This is a genomic window from Peribacillus sp. 05N428 (genome assembly GCF_056397085.1).
In genome coordinates this window covers 1-16,716 of sequence record NZ_JBFTMS010000001.1, presented here as the reverse complement: position 1 = coordinate 16,716, position 16,716 = coordinate 1, and the positions used below count along the sequence as shown (strand labels likewise).

The window sequence follows — 16,716 nt, the reverse complement described above, 5'->3', positions numbered from 1 at the left end:
CCCTTTTTTACGAATTCCAAATCTACCTCAATATTTTATTCTGAAGAAAATCCAAATAACGCAACCTTATTGGAATACTCTCTTTCTTAATACCTTTAGAAAAATTTTATACTTTCTTTAAAAGTTAAAACACGATGAAGCTAAGCTTTCATCGTGTTTTTTAATATTTATGGCTGTATTCCCAACTCAACTAAAATTGATTCTAATGTCTTACCTTTATACTTCTTCTTTGGTTTTGGAGCATTATCGACATGCTCATTTTGCTTGAGATAGTTTGTTTGAACATATTTCATATCTTTAGCATCAACTATTCCATCAAAGGTGATATCCGCTGCACGCTTCTTTGTTTTCCATGCATTTTGAATTTCAATCGCATCTAGAACATCAATGACATTGTCTTGGTTTACATCACCTGCAGTAATATCAAGGGCAGGTATCCAGCGATTTTGACCGTATAACTCACCATTGTGCTCAAAACCTATACCAGAATTTAATTTTTCTTTCGTGACAAAGTGTCCTGGCGCTTTCATTTCTATCGTGAAGGCATTTGTGCTTAACGGCAGCTTGTTGAATACATATTGTCCATTTTCTTCTACCGTTGATGTCGCATCGAACTCATTTCCTTCTGGATCAAAGATTTTCACTGTACCGCCAACCTTGCTCCAATCCCTTTTCTCTGTAACAGTACCATCTTCATTTTTAAATCCTTGCGGAGAGACATAACCTCTGGCCATTGAGAATTGCGGATTAACCTTCCAACTATAACCAGCTTTTAACACACTGCTTGTCTGATTATTAGCATTCATTACGCTCACAGTCGGATTAATCGCTGCTCCAAGGGTATATTGATCATCCTGAACCTTTAACGTAACCTCAACGACTTTTGAATGGTCTAATGCTTTACTCTCTTCATTAAATTGGACAGTAATAACCTTGTCTTTAATCGTTAAAGAGGCTTTGTCCGAGAATTCGCTGTGAAGCTTGGCATCAACTAACTCTACGCTATCTAAACCTCTGTCATAGCCTCCGTCACCATTAAAGTTCCATTCCGCCTTTGACACTGCGTTTAGGTTATCTAATGAAAGCGTTGCTTTTACCGTATCGCCTGTTTTCACCTCATACTTTTCGCCAATAGCATACGCGACAGGTGTACCTTCTTTTACAAAGTAATATTGCTTTGAAGCAGGTTTGTTTCCTGCCATATCATATCCATTCATGCGGAATTGAAGTGCTGGGATGGATTCATCCAGGGCGATTTCTTCGACAAACTTTCCTTCTTTATCCATTGGAATTGGCGTAGAAGGGAAACCACCTTGACCCCAGTAATACACCATCGAGTTCGATGATTGATCGATATTTACGCCCAATTTCTTTAGTTCGTCAATGGTTGGATCTGTGATTTGAATGTCGAATGGATATGTTTCTTGACCTGGCTTATATTCAATAAATGGAGACTTTCCATCAAGTGAACTTTTGAAGCTCGGTGCATCGAGATCGATGAGCAAATGCTGCGTTTCAGTTGTAACCTTCCCGGAAGTACCTGTACCAATGAATTTCAACTTGTAATGTCCCGGTTTTTTCACATAACTTGCTTCTTCCGAAATGGGCTGTTTTGAGTTTCCTGTAAACTCATAATAAGCTCCATTAAATGCATATAATCCATAATCTACATTGTCATAAGCGTAATCTAAATTTATTGTTCCGACCAACCCGAGGTCCTTTCCTGTTTTGCCATCTTGAAGAACGACATCCATTTTTTCCATTGGTGCACGAAGGTTAAAATCAGCAACTACAAATGGAGTACGCATAGGATCCCATGCCACTTGGTTTAAATGACCTGGGGAAAAGGCAGGATTTAGTAGCCCGACCTTATTAAACCCATCTTCCATTGTGCGGAAGCTGAAAGGAATCCGATACTGCTCTGATGAATTCGCATTGTTTGTTAATGTAATATATCCTTCGTAAATTCCATCCTTTGCTTTCTTAGGAATAAGCAAACGTGGTGTTACTTTTTTGAAGTCTTCACTTTTTACAGAGATTTTGCTTGGAATATCCAGCTCCACTCCATTTTCCTTCAAGCTGTTTGAACCATTCGATTCAGTTACAGATACACTGAAAGTTTTGTTTACTTTATCATGGTTTTCAATAGTGATTGATTTTTTTAGATTTAGTTTTTTATCTGCATAGTGAACGTCAAAGCTGAGTCCGCCCGTCAATTCTTTTACCTTGATTAATTCCTCAGCACCTGGAACAAATGTTTTATCATTAATTTTGAAGCTTGTTCCACTATACACAGCTTGGTATGGATCAACTCTGCCTGCTCCAACTTCAAATACACTATAGTCTCCGTTGAGAGGATCTGCCGTATTCATTAGAACGGCTTTAATATCTTCCGGCTCTAATTGCGGATTCGCTTGAAGCATGAGTGCTGCAATCCCCGCTGTATGAGGAGTAGCCATAGATGTTCCAGAATATCTTGAATATGCATATTGATAGTTTTCTTGATGTTCAGCTTCCACCATATAAGAAGGGATTGTTGAGAGAACACTTACTCCCGGTGCCGTCACTTCTGGCTTCATATCGTATGTTTCTCTTGCCGGGCCTCTTGAGCTAAAGTCCGCTAAGTGGTCACCTTCTGTCTGTTTATCCGCGTATTTGGAGAAAGTAAAATTCGCTTCACCTGCTTGAATCTGTGCTTTAATGCTTTCTCCCGCTTCTTTTGTTAAAGAAAATGCAGGCACAAAGTCAACGGACTCTCCAAGATTGGCATTAATTTGCCCTTCCACATTGTTATAAAGAAGAACGGCGGCTGCTCCATTTTGTTTTGCATTGCTGACCTTTTCCGCTAAGGCGAATTCTCCGCGTTCCACAAGTGCAATTTTCCCTTTTACATCCTTGCCGGAATAATCAGAGCCATTTCCTAAACCGACATTCACTACCTCATAGGATTTCCCTTCCCATTCCTTTAAATGGTCTGAATAGTGGCGTCCCAAACTAACAAGTTCGATCGAATCTTTATTTCCGATTTTCCCATTGAAAGTAGAAACCTCCATCGGCACATCACTCGCCCCGACTGTCAAAGCAAGTGCTGCTGAGCCAGGTGAACCTAATGTATAATCATCTGATCCTGCATTTCCAGCTGCTACAACTGCTGTTACACCATTAAGGACAGCATAGTTAATGGCAGTACTAGTTGGATCATAAGGATCATTGATGTCCGATCCGAGGGAAAGGTTGATAACATCCATGCCATCGTTTACAGCTTTTTCTATACCTGCAATGACCCCTTCAGATGATCCTGATCCATATGGTCCAAGAACACGATACGCATATAAATCCACATCAGGAGCCACACCTTTCACAGAAACCTCTGCATTCGTTCCTTGTCCAGCAATGGTACCTGCAACATGTGTTCCATGGGAAGTATAATAGGAAGAACCGGACCAGCTAAATTCTGGTTGCCCCGACGCTTGCCAATCCTTGTACGTTGCCTCCATTGGATCATTATCTTGATCAACTAAATCGTAACCGCCCTTATAGGCATCTTTCAAATCAGGGTGGTTGTAATCAATCCCTGTATCAAGAACCCCAACTTTGATTCCATTTCCTGTAATACCTTCATTGTGCAGCTGGTCAATTTTTAAATATGGAATACTTTCAACGGATGTACCAGGGGCTGATTTCTCTCCCATGGCGATCGGATCGACCTTAAATTCTACATTTTTATATACTGCTTTTACGACTTTGGATTGCAAGAGCTGCTCTACCTGATTAGCTGGCAGCTTCATAGCTACCCCGTTATAAACGGTCTTAAAGGTAGAAGTGATTTTATGACCTGTTTTCTTGCTTCTAAGATTAGTAGATGGAAGAATCGATTGAATGTCTTTATTAAACTGAGCATGTTCCTTTTCTACTTGATCATCCGCTTGTTTTTTTGAAAGCTTCTTTCCTTTTACATTCGCATCTAAGACTGCAACTTTTCCCGGCTTTGATTTGAACTGGACGATGACCGAGATTTCTTTATCCTTTTTTAACTCTTCCATTTTAAATCCTTGCAATCCGACATTATCTGTCATTTCAAGTTTATTTAACGCTTTTCGTTGTTCACTTGTCAACGAAGCCAAGACGTCTTCTGCCTTTATGTTCGCTGCATTTGCATAAGGAATGAAAGGCGTGTTTGCTGATGATAGCAGCAGGCCAGCTGACAGCGTAATCGCTGCTGTTCGTTTAATGAATGAATGAATTTTCATATCTTCCCTACTTTCTTAGTTAATAGAATTCCCCGAAAAAATACCCCTTTCTAAAAATTTAAAATATTCATACAATAATATTAATTGCCTTTCTATCGGATTGCTATTGGGTTAATTTTACAGAACTTTCTACCTACTTTCTCTTTTATATGTTCTGTAAAATCATTATTTTTGCGAAAATTAGTGAAAAAGTCTTAAATTCATTTTTATAAATTGGGGTTTTCTTTAGTAAAATAAGAAAATATGAATTCCATTGAAAGAGTTGAGGAGGGGAAGATCTATACTTAAGTTGCAGCAAAAAGGTTTATTCACGAAAATATCCAAATTAACTTCCAAGTGTTATTATCTGGCCCAATTGTTGAACAAAGATCAAACAGCACTGTTGTACTAATAGAATAGGTTCGTTTCCCAAAGATTTTTTCGAACAGAATACACGCTTTTACCATCTCTGATGCCTTATTTTTTTCTAAATACCAGTAACGACCTGCCATTGAAGGATATTTTAATGCAAATTAGATGTCCCCTTACTTTTTACGGAGTTCTAACTCATTAGGATAGGTTGAAATTAACCCTTTTAGTCTATCCCTTGCTTTCCCTAAATCATTTTTTTCAATGTCCTCTTCTATCTTCTTAATCGTTTTAACAGGTACCTTTTCTATACAAACACCTCCTTATCTTTTTTCTATATAGTATTTATTTCTAGGTAGTTCAAAATAGTTCTTTTTTCAACTAACCCGCCCCGTTAGTAGCATAAGAAAAAGCTGCCTTAAAGACAGCTCTGATCTTCAGCTAAACCAGCAAATAGGATGTCAATTTCTTTCTCTAAAATTTTCATTTCCCTTATGATATACTATTTTTGGCCATGACAAATAACCCTCCACCCCCCTTTTGGAAGGATGTTTCTCTGTTTCACAAAACCGTTAATCAGGCTAAATCTAGGTACATTTCTTTTCTCTTTAATAGAAGAGCGTAAATCCTATGAACCCAACTTATTCATACAGGCAACGATTGACACTTTGGCCGGTTTTCCTTCTGATTTTTTCTTATCATAGAAGGCTTTAAGCTTTTTGTTCCTTGAACTTCTTAAGCCACATAGTACGGCAAGATACAGAGAATGACGTAGTCTGCCTCGAACCCCTTTTTGTAATACGATTAATGGTTGGCGTAAACTTAACCGATGAGTGAACACTTGGATCTACTCCAGCGAAGGCAACCAATTTTTTTGGATGATTAACTCACCAATTTCAGAGATAATCGTGGCTGCGATTTTTTCTCCTATACCGGGAATCGATTGGATGATCTTATATTCTTCCAGTTCATTTGCCAGGGCCACTATACGATTTTCCAAATCAAAAAGGTGTCCCTGGTAATGAAAAAGCAACTCAATATGAAGATTGATTACTTGACTTTCATAATATAAAAACATCCATCAATCTCAAGCATATGCTCATATTTACATGCATGATATCTTTTTAATTCGTATAATAGAATGAAGGGAAATCAAAATGAGTCTAATTTACAAAAAGAGGGAGCAGATTTGTTCTGTGGAACCAAAAGGCGAAGAAATAAACAGTTTAGCATTAAAAGTCAAAGAGATTATTCAATCTTCAGGATGTCAAAACGAAGATGTAATCTTTCTGTGTATTGGTTCAGACCGATCAGTCGGGGATTCATTGGGCCCTTTAGTCGGGACCATGCTTAAAGAGCATACGGTGCCTTATCGTGTTTATGGTACCTTGGAAAACCCCGTTCATGCATTTAATTTAAAAGAGACGTTGAAAGAAATAAAAAAACAATTCAAAAAGCCTCTTATTTTTAGTGTGGATGCATGTTTAGGGGATCAAAACCAGGTCGGTTATGTTTTTTTGAAGGATGGACCTCTTGTCCCAGGGAAAGCTTTAAAAAAAGTATTACCTGAAGTGGGAGACTATCATATTATAGGAATGGTAAATTATATAGATCCGCTGCCAACGATGCAATTTTTAAATGATACTCGTCTATACACGGTTATGAATTTGGCGAATAAAATCGTGAAAATCATTACTCAGGCGACCGGCGAGACTTCTAAACCTTAATTAAAAGAATGGGCTGTCCCAAAAACCACTAATAATAATTGGTTTTGGCACAGCCCTAATTGTTTAAGTTCGAGAATTTTTTTAATAACGTTATACTTAAATAATAGCCCCTGTCAAGATAGCAACAATAATAAGGACTAATGAACAAATTAGAGCCCATTTAAATGCATACCGCTGTAGTTCCCCGATATCCGTCTTTACCATCCCTACCAGTAAAAGAGTCGAGGCCACGAGTGGACTTAAGAAATGTACAGGCTGCCCCAGTACGGAAGCTCTGGCAATTTCTAAAGGACTCACCCCATAAGCTTCCCCTGCTTCGGCAAGAATTGGCAAAACACCAAAGTAGTAAGCATCATTTGATAAAACGAACGTAAATGGCATACTTGTGAACGCAACGACCATCGGTAAAAAAGAGCCTAAAGAATCCGGAATGATGGCCACTAATGAATTTGCTATTGCGTCCACCATTTTCGTTCCGGAAAAGATCCCTGTGAAAATACCAGCCGCAAATACTAATGTGACAACGGTTATAGCGTTTCCTGCATGTGACCCGATTCGCTCTTTTTGCTGTTCTAAATTAGGGTAATTAATGATCGAAGCAAGAACAAACCCGATTAGAAACAACACAGGTACCGGTACTAAGCCCATTACAAGAACGACCATGACTGTGAGCGTCAACAAAAGATTGACCCAAATTAATTTAGGGCGCTTTAAATCGTCTTGTATGGCGGAAGCTACCGCTGCTTCAGCAAGAGCCCCTTTCATTTCAGGTGCAGATTTGATATAAACAACGCCAAGCCTTTTGCGCTCTTTTTTACCAAGTACATAAGCGGTAAAAAGAATAGCTGCTATTCCTGAGAATAGTGTTGGGATAATCGGGACAAAGAATTCATTTGCATCCAGACCTAGAGATGCTATTGCTCTGGTTGCAGGCCCTCCCCAAGGAGTCATACCACTCATAATACTGACAGCAAGCATAGAAATAGTTGCAAGAATAAGTGGATTCATACCAAGTCGTAAGTAAAGAGGCAGCATAGCGGAAATCGTAATCATATGAGTCGTGGTACCATCACCATCTAAGGCAACGGTCATTGCGATTACTGCTGTTCCTACCGCTATTTTAACGGGATCCCCTTTTACGATTTTCAACATGGTTTTAATAAGTGGATCAAATAACCCAGCGTCAATCAGAACTCCGAAAAACAAAATAGCGAACAATAGCAAAGCGGCTGAAGGTGCGACAACCTTTATTCCATCGAGCATCATATCTCCGAGCTCTGGACCAAATCCGCCAATTAATGCAAAGATAATTGGAATGACTACAAGAGAATTAACAGGTGATAACCGTTTAGACATGATTAAATAAGTAAAGACAACGACCATTGAAATTCCAAGTAACGTTAGAATATTAATCCCTCCTATTAAAGAAACCGCTTACAAACCAGATGAGAAGTTTGAATAACTAAAATATATTACATATCTTCTGATTCCCTGTTGCTTTATTTTCTATTTTTAGAATAGTTCATATCATCAAATAAGTGAAATACATATTTTTTTTACTTTTTCGAAAAAAAAACTTATAATCCATTTTATATTAAATTAAGAAATCCAAAAAAGCACTATGAAATTTTCAATAATTTCATAGTGCTTTTTCGTTACAGATTGGAATTTTTATTCAAGAAATCAATAAAGTTTTTCACAGTAGAGAGTTTTAATGAATCCTGGTTATACATTAACCATGTATTTCTTAACACCGGCTTCCCATTTTTGTAGGATAACCCGTATGTATGCAAATTATCTGACGGCTGCAGGCATATTTCCGGCAGAATGGAAACACCAAGATCATTTTTGACCATCTCTTTGCACGTCTCCTGCCGATCCGTTTCCATAGTTACAAATGGTGGCTCTGGGAATCTATCATGCCACCAGCCATTTATTAAGTTTTTTAAAGAACTGTCGGTCTTATAATTTATGAATGGAAGTTCCGGCAAATTATCCAAGTCTACCTCTTTCTTAGAAATTAAACAAAGTCTTTCTTTATGCAGTAATGATTTGATTCCATACCATTCATAATTTCCACGCAGTATGCCTAATTGAACACTAGAGGAATCCAGAAGATGCATGATTTCAGTACTCCACCCTGTATTCACATTAAATTGTACATGAGGATATTGTGTTGAAAACTTTTTCAATATTTCTGGTAGTTTATATTGGGCAAAGTTGCTGGAAACGCCAAGCCTTAACGTTCCTCTTACCTCATTTTTCATATTCAGCATATAATCTTTCGTTTTTTGCAACTTTTTCACCATTTCTTCCGCATAGCCCGCCAAATGTATCCCTTCTGAAGTGAACTCAATGCCTCCTTTTATTTTGAAAAATAGGTTTGTGCTAAATTCTTTTTCTAAATTTTTAAGCCGGTACGTTAGCGCCGGCTGCGATATATATAAACGCTCTGCTGCACGGCTAATGTTTTTTTCTTCATATAGTACCCTTATCGCAATCCAATCTTTTTCGTCCACTTAACCATCTCCTGATTTTTGGATTATAAGTTTTTTTATCATTTTTATTCAAAAAATATGTATTTTACTTATGAATAAACATATCATACTATATTTTCAAAGGAACCGGTAGTGCTATAAATATTGATTTGAGAAAAGGTGGTTATACAATGAAAGTACCTGTAGTAGTAATGCGCGGCGGGACAAGTAAAGGTGTGTTCCTTAATTTTGAACATATGCCTTCGAATCCCTTACACTGGGAGGATTTCTTACTTGACGTGATGGGCAGTCCGGATCGGAGACAGATCGATGGTCTTGGAGGAGCGAATTCTTTGACAAGTAAAGCAGCGATCATCAAAAAATCAGAATCACCGGAATTCGATGTGGAATATACATTTGCTCAGGTCAGCATCGATAATCAAATGGTTGATTTTAAAGGAAATTGTGGAAATATTTCATCTGCTGTGGGACCTTACGCAATTGAGCAAGGATTAGTCCCTATACAAGAACCTGTTACAACTGTGAAAATTTTTAACGTGAATACACAAAAACTGATTATTGCAGAAGTAGAGGTTGAAAATGGACATGTGAAATCAGAAGGATGCTGCTCAATACCTGGGGTTCCTGGTAAAGGATCACCTATTTATCTTTCTTTTACTCGTGCAGAAGGAGCAGTTACAGGAAAACTTTTCCCTACAGGAAATCCGATTGACATGATTAAAACCAAGGATCGGCTAATTCAAGTTTCAATTATTGATGTTGCCAATCCACTCGTTTTTGTAAGGGCACAGGACATTGGTCTAAGCGGAACCGAATTACCCAATGATTATTCACGAGAAAAATTAATTGAACTGGAAGAAATCCGGTCAATTGCAGCTGAAATGTGTCAATTTTCCGATAAGAAATCAGCTACTGTCAAATCTCCTGCTGTACCTAAAATGACTCTAATTGCTCCTCCTATGGATTACGTCGATCTAAACGGATCTGAAAGAAAAGCGTCAGAGATGGATTTGATGATCCGAATGATGTCGATGCAAAAGCCCCATCAAGCGCTTGCTATTACAGGAGCCATCTGTGCAACAGCAGGGGCTTACTTACAGGAAACGGTTTTATCTGATATGGTGAACATTAAACACGAAATTTTCCGATTAGCCCATCCTGCGGGGATAATGGAAACAAAGGTTGATTTCTTGGCAGGACACATACGTGCCATTAAAGTGGTACGCACAGCAAGAATCATTTTGGAGGGATACGTGTACACGAAAAAAAATTACGAGCATTCCTATCAATTAGCTTGATAGGAATGGATCTGCAAATTACAGCAAAAATTTTTCTATCACTTGGAGGCTTGTCAAATGTGGGTCATCACTATCTTTTTAAAGGAAAATATTAAAATATTTGAATTTGACACAGAAAAAGAAGCGAAAGAAATATTCAAAAATATGAAAGGCACTAAAATTCTTTCCGAAATAGTTTACTTTAATGATCCTTGTTTTGTATAAGTGAGACTTCAAAAGAGCCGAAACTCTAATGTATTTCACCTAAACCATGTCTTCAAATTTAATGATAAACTAGGATTGAGAATATAAGTGAATTTCCCCAGATAAGCTAAACCCCCTATACAATTAGGGTACAGTTACTGAAGCCAGATTTTTATGGTTACTATAATATTTTAAAAAAGCTAATTACTATCCATCATCTTGTTTAGAGAAAAATTCCAATACACAAAATCACTACCCTTTTTCATGCTGAATTTTAGAATCGAGCGGTGACTGTATTCATACGCGTTGATGCCCATCTATCCATTCAAGCTATTGCTGAACTCGAAAAGCTAGTAATGAAGAACCTTAATGTCTCGCCATCAAGACGATTAAAGCTATACATTCACTTCATCTGAAAAAAATCCAATAGATAAACTGTAACTAAGTTTGACCTTTTATATTCCTATATGATATGAGTTTTAGTCAAAGCATAAAGACTATTAATATGTTAAAATACCAAACAGCCAAGGACTTTTTTAAGCCTTGGCTATTTTTCATTCTTCTACTTCACGTATCTCTATTATTTTTTGGACACATTCTTATCTAATAAACCATTCAAGGAAAAGACTCAGTGATTATTGATCGTTTCAACCTTTTCTTGAGTATAGCGTGCTGCGGATGAGCCAGCTAATTTTCCAAAGACTGCTCCAGACATTAACCCGGATCCACCAGGATAGTTTTCATAAAAAATCCCCCCAATCATTTCACCAGCCGCAAAAAGACCTTTTATCGGTTGTTCTTCTTTGTCTAATACATGACCCGCTGTATCTACATGCAAACCACCGAACGAGAAGGTAATTCCGCACGTTACAGGGAAAGCGTAGAATGGACCTTGCTCAATTCGAAGTGCCCAGTTGGATTTAGGAGGGGTAATTCCTTTCGTTCCTTTGCCATCTTTCTCTGCGGGTCTATACTCGCCATCTTGTACCGCACTGTTATACTCTTCGATCGTTTTAAGAAATTGTGTTTGATTGACCGGCAGTAAACTAGCCAACTCTCCAAGCGTATCTGCTTTATAAAAAGTCGCTTCTTCAAGGTCATATTCTTTACGCAGCATCGGGCGTACCTGTGCATCATAAATTTGATATGCAACATGTCCAGGCTGTTTTAATACCTCACGGCCGTATTTTGCATAAGTGTAATTTCGCAAATCTGCTCCTTCATCAACAAACCGTTTCCCTTCATTATTAAGCATGACGCTGTACGGATAAGAATGCTTTTTAAAAATATCTCCCGGCTTCGTGAAGTCCCCTACTTTTGGCGCATTATAATCTGTCCCAATAGAATGACATCCAGACCACTGCCCAAATTTTTGAGCCCCTACTGCCATAGCCATGGAAATGCCGTCTCCTGTGTTGAACTCGGTTCCACGAACAATAGCCGCTTCCCATTCTTCACCAATATTTTCACTTCTCATTTTCTTATTGGCTTCAAAGCCGCCACAAGCCAAAATCACACCGGATGTCTGAACTGTCACCATTGTATGATCCTTCTCAACAACGACACCGGTTATTGTATTATGCTCTGATACGAGCTCCACAGCACGTGAATCGTACCAAACGTCGATGCCAATTTCTTCTGTCCGCGCAAAGAGCTGTCTCATTAAGCCAACGCCTTTATCCTCCGTTTTGATAGGCAGTCCTCCCCAGAAATTGCGCTTGCCAGCTTGTACGAAAGATTGATTTTCATAATTCAATTCAAATTTTATTCCCTGATCACGCATCCACGCAATTGTTTCATACGATCTAGAAACCAGCTGCTTTGCTAACTCAGGATTACTTTGTCCACCTGTTACTCGCATTAGATCATTGTAATAATCGGTTTCCGTGTATTCAGGCATTACAATTAACTCGGATTCTTCATCTGTTAATTCAGGTATTATATTTCTGATTCCGTCTAAATTATTGTATGCAACGCGAATGGCTCCATCCGTGAAGAAAGAGTTCCCTCCACGCTTTTCCACTGGTCCCCGTTCTAACACAAGAACTCTAGCACCTCCCTCTTTTGCTGAGATTGCGGCACATAAAGCTGCGTTTCCTGCCCCTACTACAACTACATCATAATATTGTGCATTTGACATTTTTACCCCTCCTGTTAAGTAGTGATAACTCTTCATGTAAATAATAAGTGAAAATAATGAATAAAAATAATATTGTTTTTTTATTCATTGCCATAGAAAAATTTTATGAAAGAATGCTGGAAAGGCAAAACTATAGTGAGTCTATTGATTTACATAAAAAGATAGATTTCTTTTTTAATTAGCTGTATTATACTTTTAGAAATTAAATAAATTATCATAATTTATAATTACCCATAAATATTTTTTATGGTTAAAGGAGAAAAATTTTATGGATGAAAAAGACTGGCTTATATTAATTACTCTTTACGAAGAAAGAAATATAACAAAGGCAGCACAGCGACTATTTATTTCTCAGCCAGCTTTATCCTATCGTATAAAACAGCTGGAAAAAGAGTTCAAAACAAATTTGATCTCTAGAGGCAAAAGAGGTGTCGAGTTTACAGTTGAAGGGGAATACCTCGTTCAATATTCGAAAAATATGCGTAAGCAATTAGGAGCGGCAAAAGAACACATTTCAAATTTGGATAAAAAAGTAAAAGGAACTTTGCGATTGGGTGTATCTGGCTTGTTTGCCCGATATAAACTACCAGTATTATTAAAAGAATTTCTAACCCTATATCCAGAGGTTGAAATCAGTTTGAAAACTGGATGGAGTTCTCAAATTCATCAAATGCTTCAAAAAGAAGAAGCACACCTCGGGATTGTTAGAGGTCCTTACAAATGGCAGGAAAATAAAGTGTTATTTCAAGAAGAAAAGATTTGTATTGCCTCCAGTAAAAAAATTGAATTAAAAGAACTTCCTTTTCTTCCTAGAGTTAATTATCAGACAGATCAATCGTTAAGAAATACTATTGAAAACTGGTGGCAGGAAACATTTGCGTTACCACCTAAGATTTCAATGGAGGTAGATCGGATTGAAACATGTAAGGAACTGGTTCTTAATGGTTTAGGATATGCCATTTTACCAGAAATTTGTATTAAAGATGATGAACCGCTGTATACTTTCCCCATTGTATTAAGCGATAATAGCTATTTGCTTAGAGAAACTTGGGTTTTTTATCGGGATGTGACTATGGATTTGGCACAAGTGAAAGCATTTATTGATTTTCTTAATGATTCTAAACAATGAAACAAGACGAAACGAAGTAAACTAATTCAAAGGAAGAGAATTAATATGAAAAAGTGGGATTTAAATAATGCAAGCAAGACAATCCAATTTTCGGCTGCACTTCTAACTGCTTTTATTGGAGGTGGCTTTTTCTCTCATTTCAGGTTTCCAATCCCCTGGCTTCTTGGTCCAATGGCAGCCCTATTAATTGCATCACGTTTCAAAAACGTTAAATTGATTTGGCCCGTTTCGATGAGAAATACTGGATTAATTATTGTAGGTTATTCAATAGGCATCTCCTTTACCAAGAGCTCACTGTCTGATATGATTAGTCACCTTCCCTCAATGATGATCCTTACAATCTTAATTGTCCTTGTATGTGCATGTTCTGCTTTTGTTATGTCAAAATATTCCGGCATTGACTATCCCACCTCCTTAACGAGTAGTATTCCTGGAGGTTTGTCACAAATCGTTGTGTTTGTAGAAGAAATGAAAGGTATTGATATTACTACCGTAACCTTTTTCCATGTTACAAGAGTGATAATGGTGGTTTTCTTAGTTCCCCTGTTAATTATCAGTCCCCTGTTTGCAGCGAATCGTACCAATGATTCATCTAAAATAATGGATAACGTTATTCCAGAGTGGAGTGATTTATTTCCTCTTATCTTTCTGTTCGCCCTTATTTGTTTTCTCGCAGCAAGAGTAAGTAAAATATTCAAATTACCAGCTCCTTACTTTTTAGGACCAGTAATCGTTACTGCTGCAATAGGTCTTTTAGGTTTGCAGGGACCACCACTTCCTCTTTCACTTCTTGATATATCTCAATTTATGGTTGGCGGTTATATCGGTTTACTATTAAAACCGGAACAACTTGATAACAAAAGAAAAACCTTATTATTGGCTTTGATGAACGGACTAATCTTGATCTGCGCAACAATGTTTTTTAGTTTTCTACTGACCAAGTATTATGATTTATCGCCTATTACGGGTTTTTTAAGTTTAGCCCCTGGTGGAATGGATCAAATGGGAATCATTGCACAAGAAGTAAATGCTGATGTATCTACTGTTACCAGCTATCAACTATTTCGGATGGCGTTTATTTATGCCGCAGTGCCTCCATTACTAAAATTGGTATTAAAATTAAGTTTAAGAAAAAAAGACAAGAACAGTAATGTAAAACTAAATGTTAAATAAAAAAGGGGGAAGCATTGCTCAAGGACAATGAAATAAGTCTGATTTATAAAGAAAAGAAGGTTATCATGCAAAATATTTAGATGATGACCTTCTTTATTGATCCTAAAAGTAGCATTAAATTTTTAAAAAATTTCGTTATTGAATCATTTATCCTATGGCTTTATTTACTCTCCTCCCCATTCTTTTTTAAAGAATAAATTATTTTGATACCAATACAAAAAAAATATGTATTTAACTTATTGTTCTCTCTGTATTACCTTTAATAAAGAAAAGCGCATAAGCATAATGTAAAACTTATTAATCTACCAGTTTATTTTTCTGAAAAATCACAAAATTATTTCTTAGTCACCCAGAGATCATTTGAAAGCGCATTCAAAGTATGGGAGGGGATTTAATAATGTTTCTTACAATTTTAGGTATCTCCATGGTTACCGTCTTTACCTATTTAATTATGTCCAAACGTTTATCACCCATTGTTGCTTTAACTTTAGTTCCAATCGTTTTTGCTGTAGTTGGTGGTTTTGGAAGTAAAATTGGCACTATGATGATGGAAGGCATTAAGCTAGTCGCTCCTTCTGCAGCTCTATTATTATTCGCCATATTGTTTTTTGGCATTATGATAGACACGGGCTTATTTGACCCACTTATCAAAAGGTTATTAGAAGTTGTCAAGGGAGATCCTGTCAAAATTTCGATAGGTACCACCATTCTAGCATTACTCGTGGCCCTAGATGGAGACGGTACAACAACGTATATCATTACTGTTTCAGCTATGTATCCACTTTATAAACGAATCGGTATGAATCCATTGGTTTTAGCTACAGTAGCCATGCTAGCTTTAAGTGTTATGAGTGGTATGACCCCCTGGGGCGGCCCTGCTACCCGAGCAATAGCAGTATTGGGACTTGATGCATCCGAATTTTTTGTTCCACTTATTCCTACCATGATCGGCGGTGCTATTTGGGTTATTTTCGTGGCATTTATTTTAGGGAAAAAGGAACGTAAACGATTGGGTGTAATACACATAGAAGAGTTAAAAAATGAAATAGCTGCTACTGTAGAAAATGAAGCCACTGATGCATTACCTCATATTGACATTAAACGCCCTCGTTTTTTATGGGTTAACTTATTAATTGTGGTAGGCATTATGGTCATTCTTATTATGGGATTGGTACCTTCCCCTATTTTATTTTTGGTCGGTTTCACTATTGCTTTAATGATTAACTACCCTAATCTGGAAATGCAAAAAAGACGTATCTTAGCACATTCTGGAAATGCTTTAATTGTTGTTCTACTAGTTTTTGCAGCTGGAGTATTTGCAGGAATTTTTTCCGGTACAAAAATGGTTGATGCTATTGCTAATGGACTGGTTGCGATAATACCAGCTTCATTAGGACAGTTTTTCCCTGTCATTGTTGGCATTACAAGTATGCCATTCACTTTCGTTTTATCGAATGATGCCTATTATTTTGGAGTTCTCCCTATTCTTGCAGAGGCAGCTTCAGCATATGGCATTAGTCCGTTAGAAATTGCCCGGGCTTCTATATTGGGACAACCCGCTCATTTAATGAGTCCGCTTGTTGCTTCAACCATTCTATTAGTTGGCATGGTTGATAAAGACCTTGGAGAATATCAGAAATTTGCATACAAATGGGCCATCTTGACATCGTTAACCTTAACAGTATTAGCTATAATTAGTGGCGCTATCTCTTTTCTGTAAAGTATACGAATAACCAAAAGAATGAATTGGGAAGAAATACAATTCTTACTTTAATGTTATTACAAAAAATATATTCTTATTTTTGTTATGAAACTGCCTAATCGAGTAGAGGGAAAATAAATGTATTATTTTCGCCCCTCTCACAACACCGTACGTACGGTTCGCGTATACGGCGTTTCAATTTATATTACAGTGTGTACTTTTAGATAATGCTCTAAAGCAGAGGGGACTCCCCTCTGCTTTAGTCGTC

The 16,716-nt window shown here is 37.4% G+C and carries 10 protein-coding genes and 2 pseudogenes; 6 read left to right on the top strand and 6 right to left on the bottom strand.

Features of this window, described 5'->3' with window-relative positions:
- Nucleotides 1-167: 167 nt before the first annotated feature.
- The 3 genes and pseudogenes from AC1DIV_RS00060 to AC1DIV_RS00050 all read right to left on the bottom strand — a co-directional run.
- On the bottom strand, nucleotides 168-4,250 hold the full coding sequence (locus AC1DIV_RS00060) for a S8 family serine peptidase (protein ID WP_340876073.1): 4,083 nt from the start codon (nucleotides 4,248-4,250) through the stop codon (nucleotides 168-170).
- A gap of 371 nt (nucleotides 4,251-4,621) precedes the next feature.
- A pseudogene (locus tag AC1DIV_RS00055) lies at nucleotides 4,622-4,909 on the bottom strand (DUF6584 family protein); the annotation flags it as partial.
- A gap of 265 nt (nucleotides 4,910-5,174) precedes the next feature.
- Nucleotides 5,175-5,664, bottom strand: a pseudogene (locus tag AC1DIV_RS00050) (transposase); the annotation flags it as partial.
- 91 nt (nucleotides 5,665-5,755) lie between these two features.
- On the opposite strand from AC1DIV_RS00050, the gene yyaC reads away from it, so the two are divergent.
- Nucleotides 5,756-6,325, top strand: a complete 570-nt coding sequence (gene yyaC, locus AC1DIV_RS00045; RefSeq protein WP_340876072.1) for a spore protease YyaC — start codon at nucleotides 5,756-5,758, stop codon at nucleotides 6,323-6,325.
- A gap of 96 nt (nucleotides 6,326-6,421) precedes the next feature.
- Here the strand turns inward: yyaC and AC1DIV_RS00040 are convergent, their stop codons facing one another.
- Together AC1DIV_RS00040 and AC1DIV_RS00035 are read right to left on the bottom strand one after the other, a co-directional pair.
- Nucleotides 6,422-7,732 (bottom strand): CitMHS family transporter, encoded by a 1,311-nt coding sequence (locus AC1DIV_RS00040; RefSeq protein ID WP_275725819.1) that lies wholly within the window; start codon nucleotides 7,730-7,732, stop codon nucleotides 6,422-6,424.
- Nucleotides 7,733-7,980: 248 nt separating this feature from the next.
- A complete protein-coding gene (locus tag AC1DIV_RS00035; RefSeq protein WP_034313052.1) occupies nucleotides 7,981-8,844 on the bottom strand; it encodes a LysR family transcriptional regulator in 864 nt (287 codons plus the stop codon).
- A 149-nt stretch (nucleotides 8,845-8,993) separates the two neighbouring features.
- Here AC1DIV_RS00035 and AC1DIV_RS00030 point away from each other — a divergent pair, with 149 nt between their 5' ends.
- Complete coding sequence (locus AC1DIV_RS00030) at nucleotides 8,994-10,121, top strand: 2-methylaconitate cis-trans isomerase PrpF family protein (protein ID WP_340876070.1); 1,128 nt, start codon at nucleotides 8,994-8,996, stop codon at nucleotides 10,119-10,121.
- Nucleotides 10,122-10,178: 57 nt separating this feature from the next.
- The gene (locus AC1DIV_RS00025; protein ID WP_202190542.1) at nucleotides 10,179-10,325 is read left to right on the top strand and encodes a hypothetical protein; all 147 of its coding nucleotides are present in this window, start codon (nucleotides 10,179-10,181) and stop codon (nucleotides 10,323-10,325) included.
- A 607-nt stretch (nucleotides 10,326-10,932) separates the two neighbouring features.
- Here the strand turns inward: AC1DIV_RS00025 and tcuA are convergent.
- Nucleotides 10,933-12,444: an FAD-dependent tricarballylate dehydrogenase TcuA gene (gene tcuA / locus AC1DIV_RS00020; RefSeq protein WP_340876068.1), complete on the bottom strand. Its 1,512-nt coding sequence runs from the start codon at nucleotides 12,442-12,444 to the stop codon at nucleotides 10,933-10,935.
- Nucleotides 12,445-12,712: 268 nt separating this feature from the next.
- Here tcuA and AC1DIV_RS00015 point away from each other — a divergent pair, with 268 nt between their 5' ends.
- The 3 genes from AC1DIV_RS00015 to AC1DIV_RS00005 all read left to right on the top strand — a co-directional run bounded on the left by AC1DIV_RS00015 (nucleotide 12,713) and on the right by AC1DIV_RS00005 (nucleotide 16,466).
- Nucleotides 12,713-13,573 (top strand): LysR family transcriptional regulator, encoded by an 861-nt coding sequence (locus AC1DIV_RS00015; RefSeq protein ID WP_048677798.1) that lies wholly within the window; start codon nucleotides 12,713-12,715, stop codon nucleotides 13,571-13,573.
- Between the two features lie 45 nt (nucleotides 13,574-13,618).
- Complete coding sequence (locus tag AC1DIV_RS00010; protein WP_340876066.1) at nucleotides 13,619-14,746, top strand: AbrB family transcriptional regulator; 1,128 nt, start codon at nucleotides 13,619-13,621, stop codon at nucleotides 14,744-14,746.
- Between the two features lie 397 nt (nucleotides 14,747-15,143).
- Nucleotides 15,144-16,466, top strand: a complete 1,323-nt coding sequence (locus AC1DIV_RS00005) for a CitMHS family transporter (RefSeq protein ID WP_340876064.1) — start codon at nucleotides 15,144-15,146, stop codon at nucleotides 16,464-16,466.
- The last annotated feature ends 250 nt before the right edge of the window (nucleotides 16,467-16,716 follow it).

Coding starts and splice junctions, on each gene's coding strand:
- AC1DIV_RS00060 (WP_340876073.1), bottom strand. CDS start 4,250: ATGAAAATTCATTCATTCATTAAACGAACAGCAGCGATTACGCTGTCA.
- yyaC (WP_340876072.1), top strand. CDS start 5,756: ATGAGTCTAATTTACAAAAAGAGGGAGCAGATTTGTTCTGTGGAACCA.
- AC1DIV_RS00030 (WP_340876070.1), top strand. CDS start 8,994: ATGAAAGTACCTGTAGTAGTAATGCGCGGCGGGACAAGTAAAGGTGTG.
- AC1DIV_RS00025 (WP_202190542.1), top strand. CDS start 10,179: ATGTGGGTCATCACTATCTTTTTAAAGGAAAATATTAAAATATTTGAA.
- tcuA (WP_340876068.1), bottom strand. CDS start 12,444: ATGTCAAATGCACAATATTATGATGTAGTTGTAGTAGGGGCAGGAAAC.
- AC1DIV_RS00015 (WP_048677798.1), top strand. CDS start 12,713: ATGGATGAAAAAGACTGGCTTATATTAATTACTCTTTACGAAGAAAGA.
- AC1DIV_RS00010 (WP_340876066.1), top strand. CDS start 13,619: ATGAAAAAGTGGGATTTAAATAATGCAAGCAAGACAATCCAATTTTCG.
- AC1DIV_RS00005 (WP_340876064.1), top strand. CDS start 15,144: ATGTTTCTTACAATTTTAGGTATCTCCATGGTTACCGTCTTTACCTAT.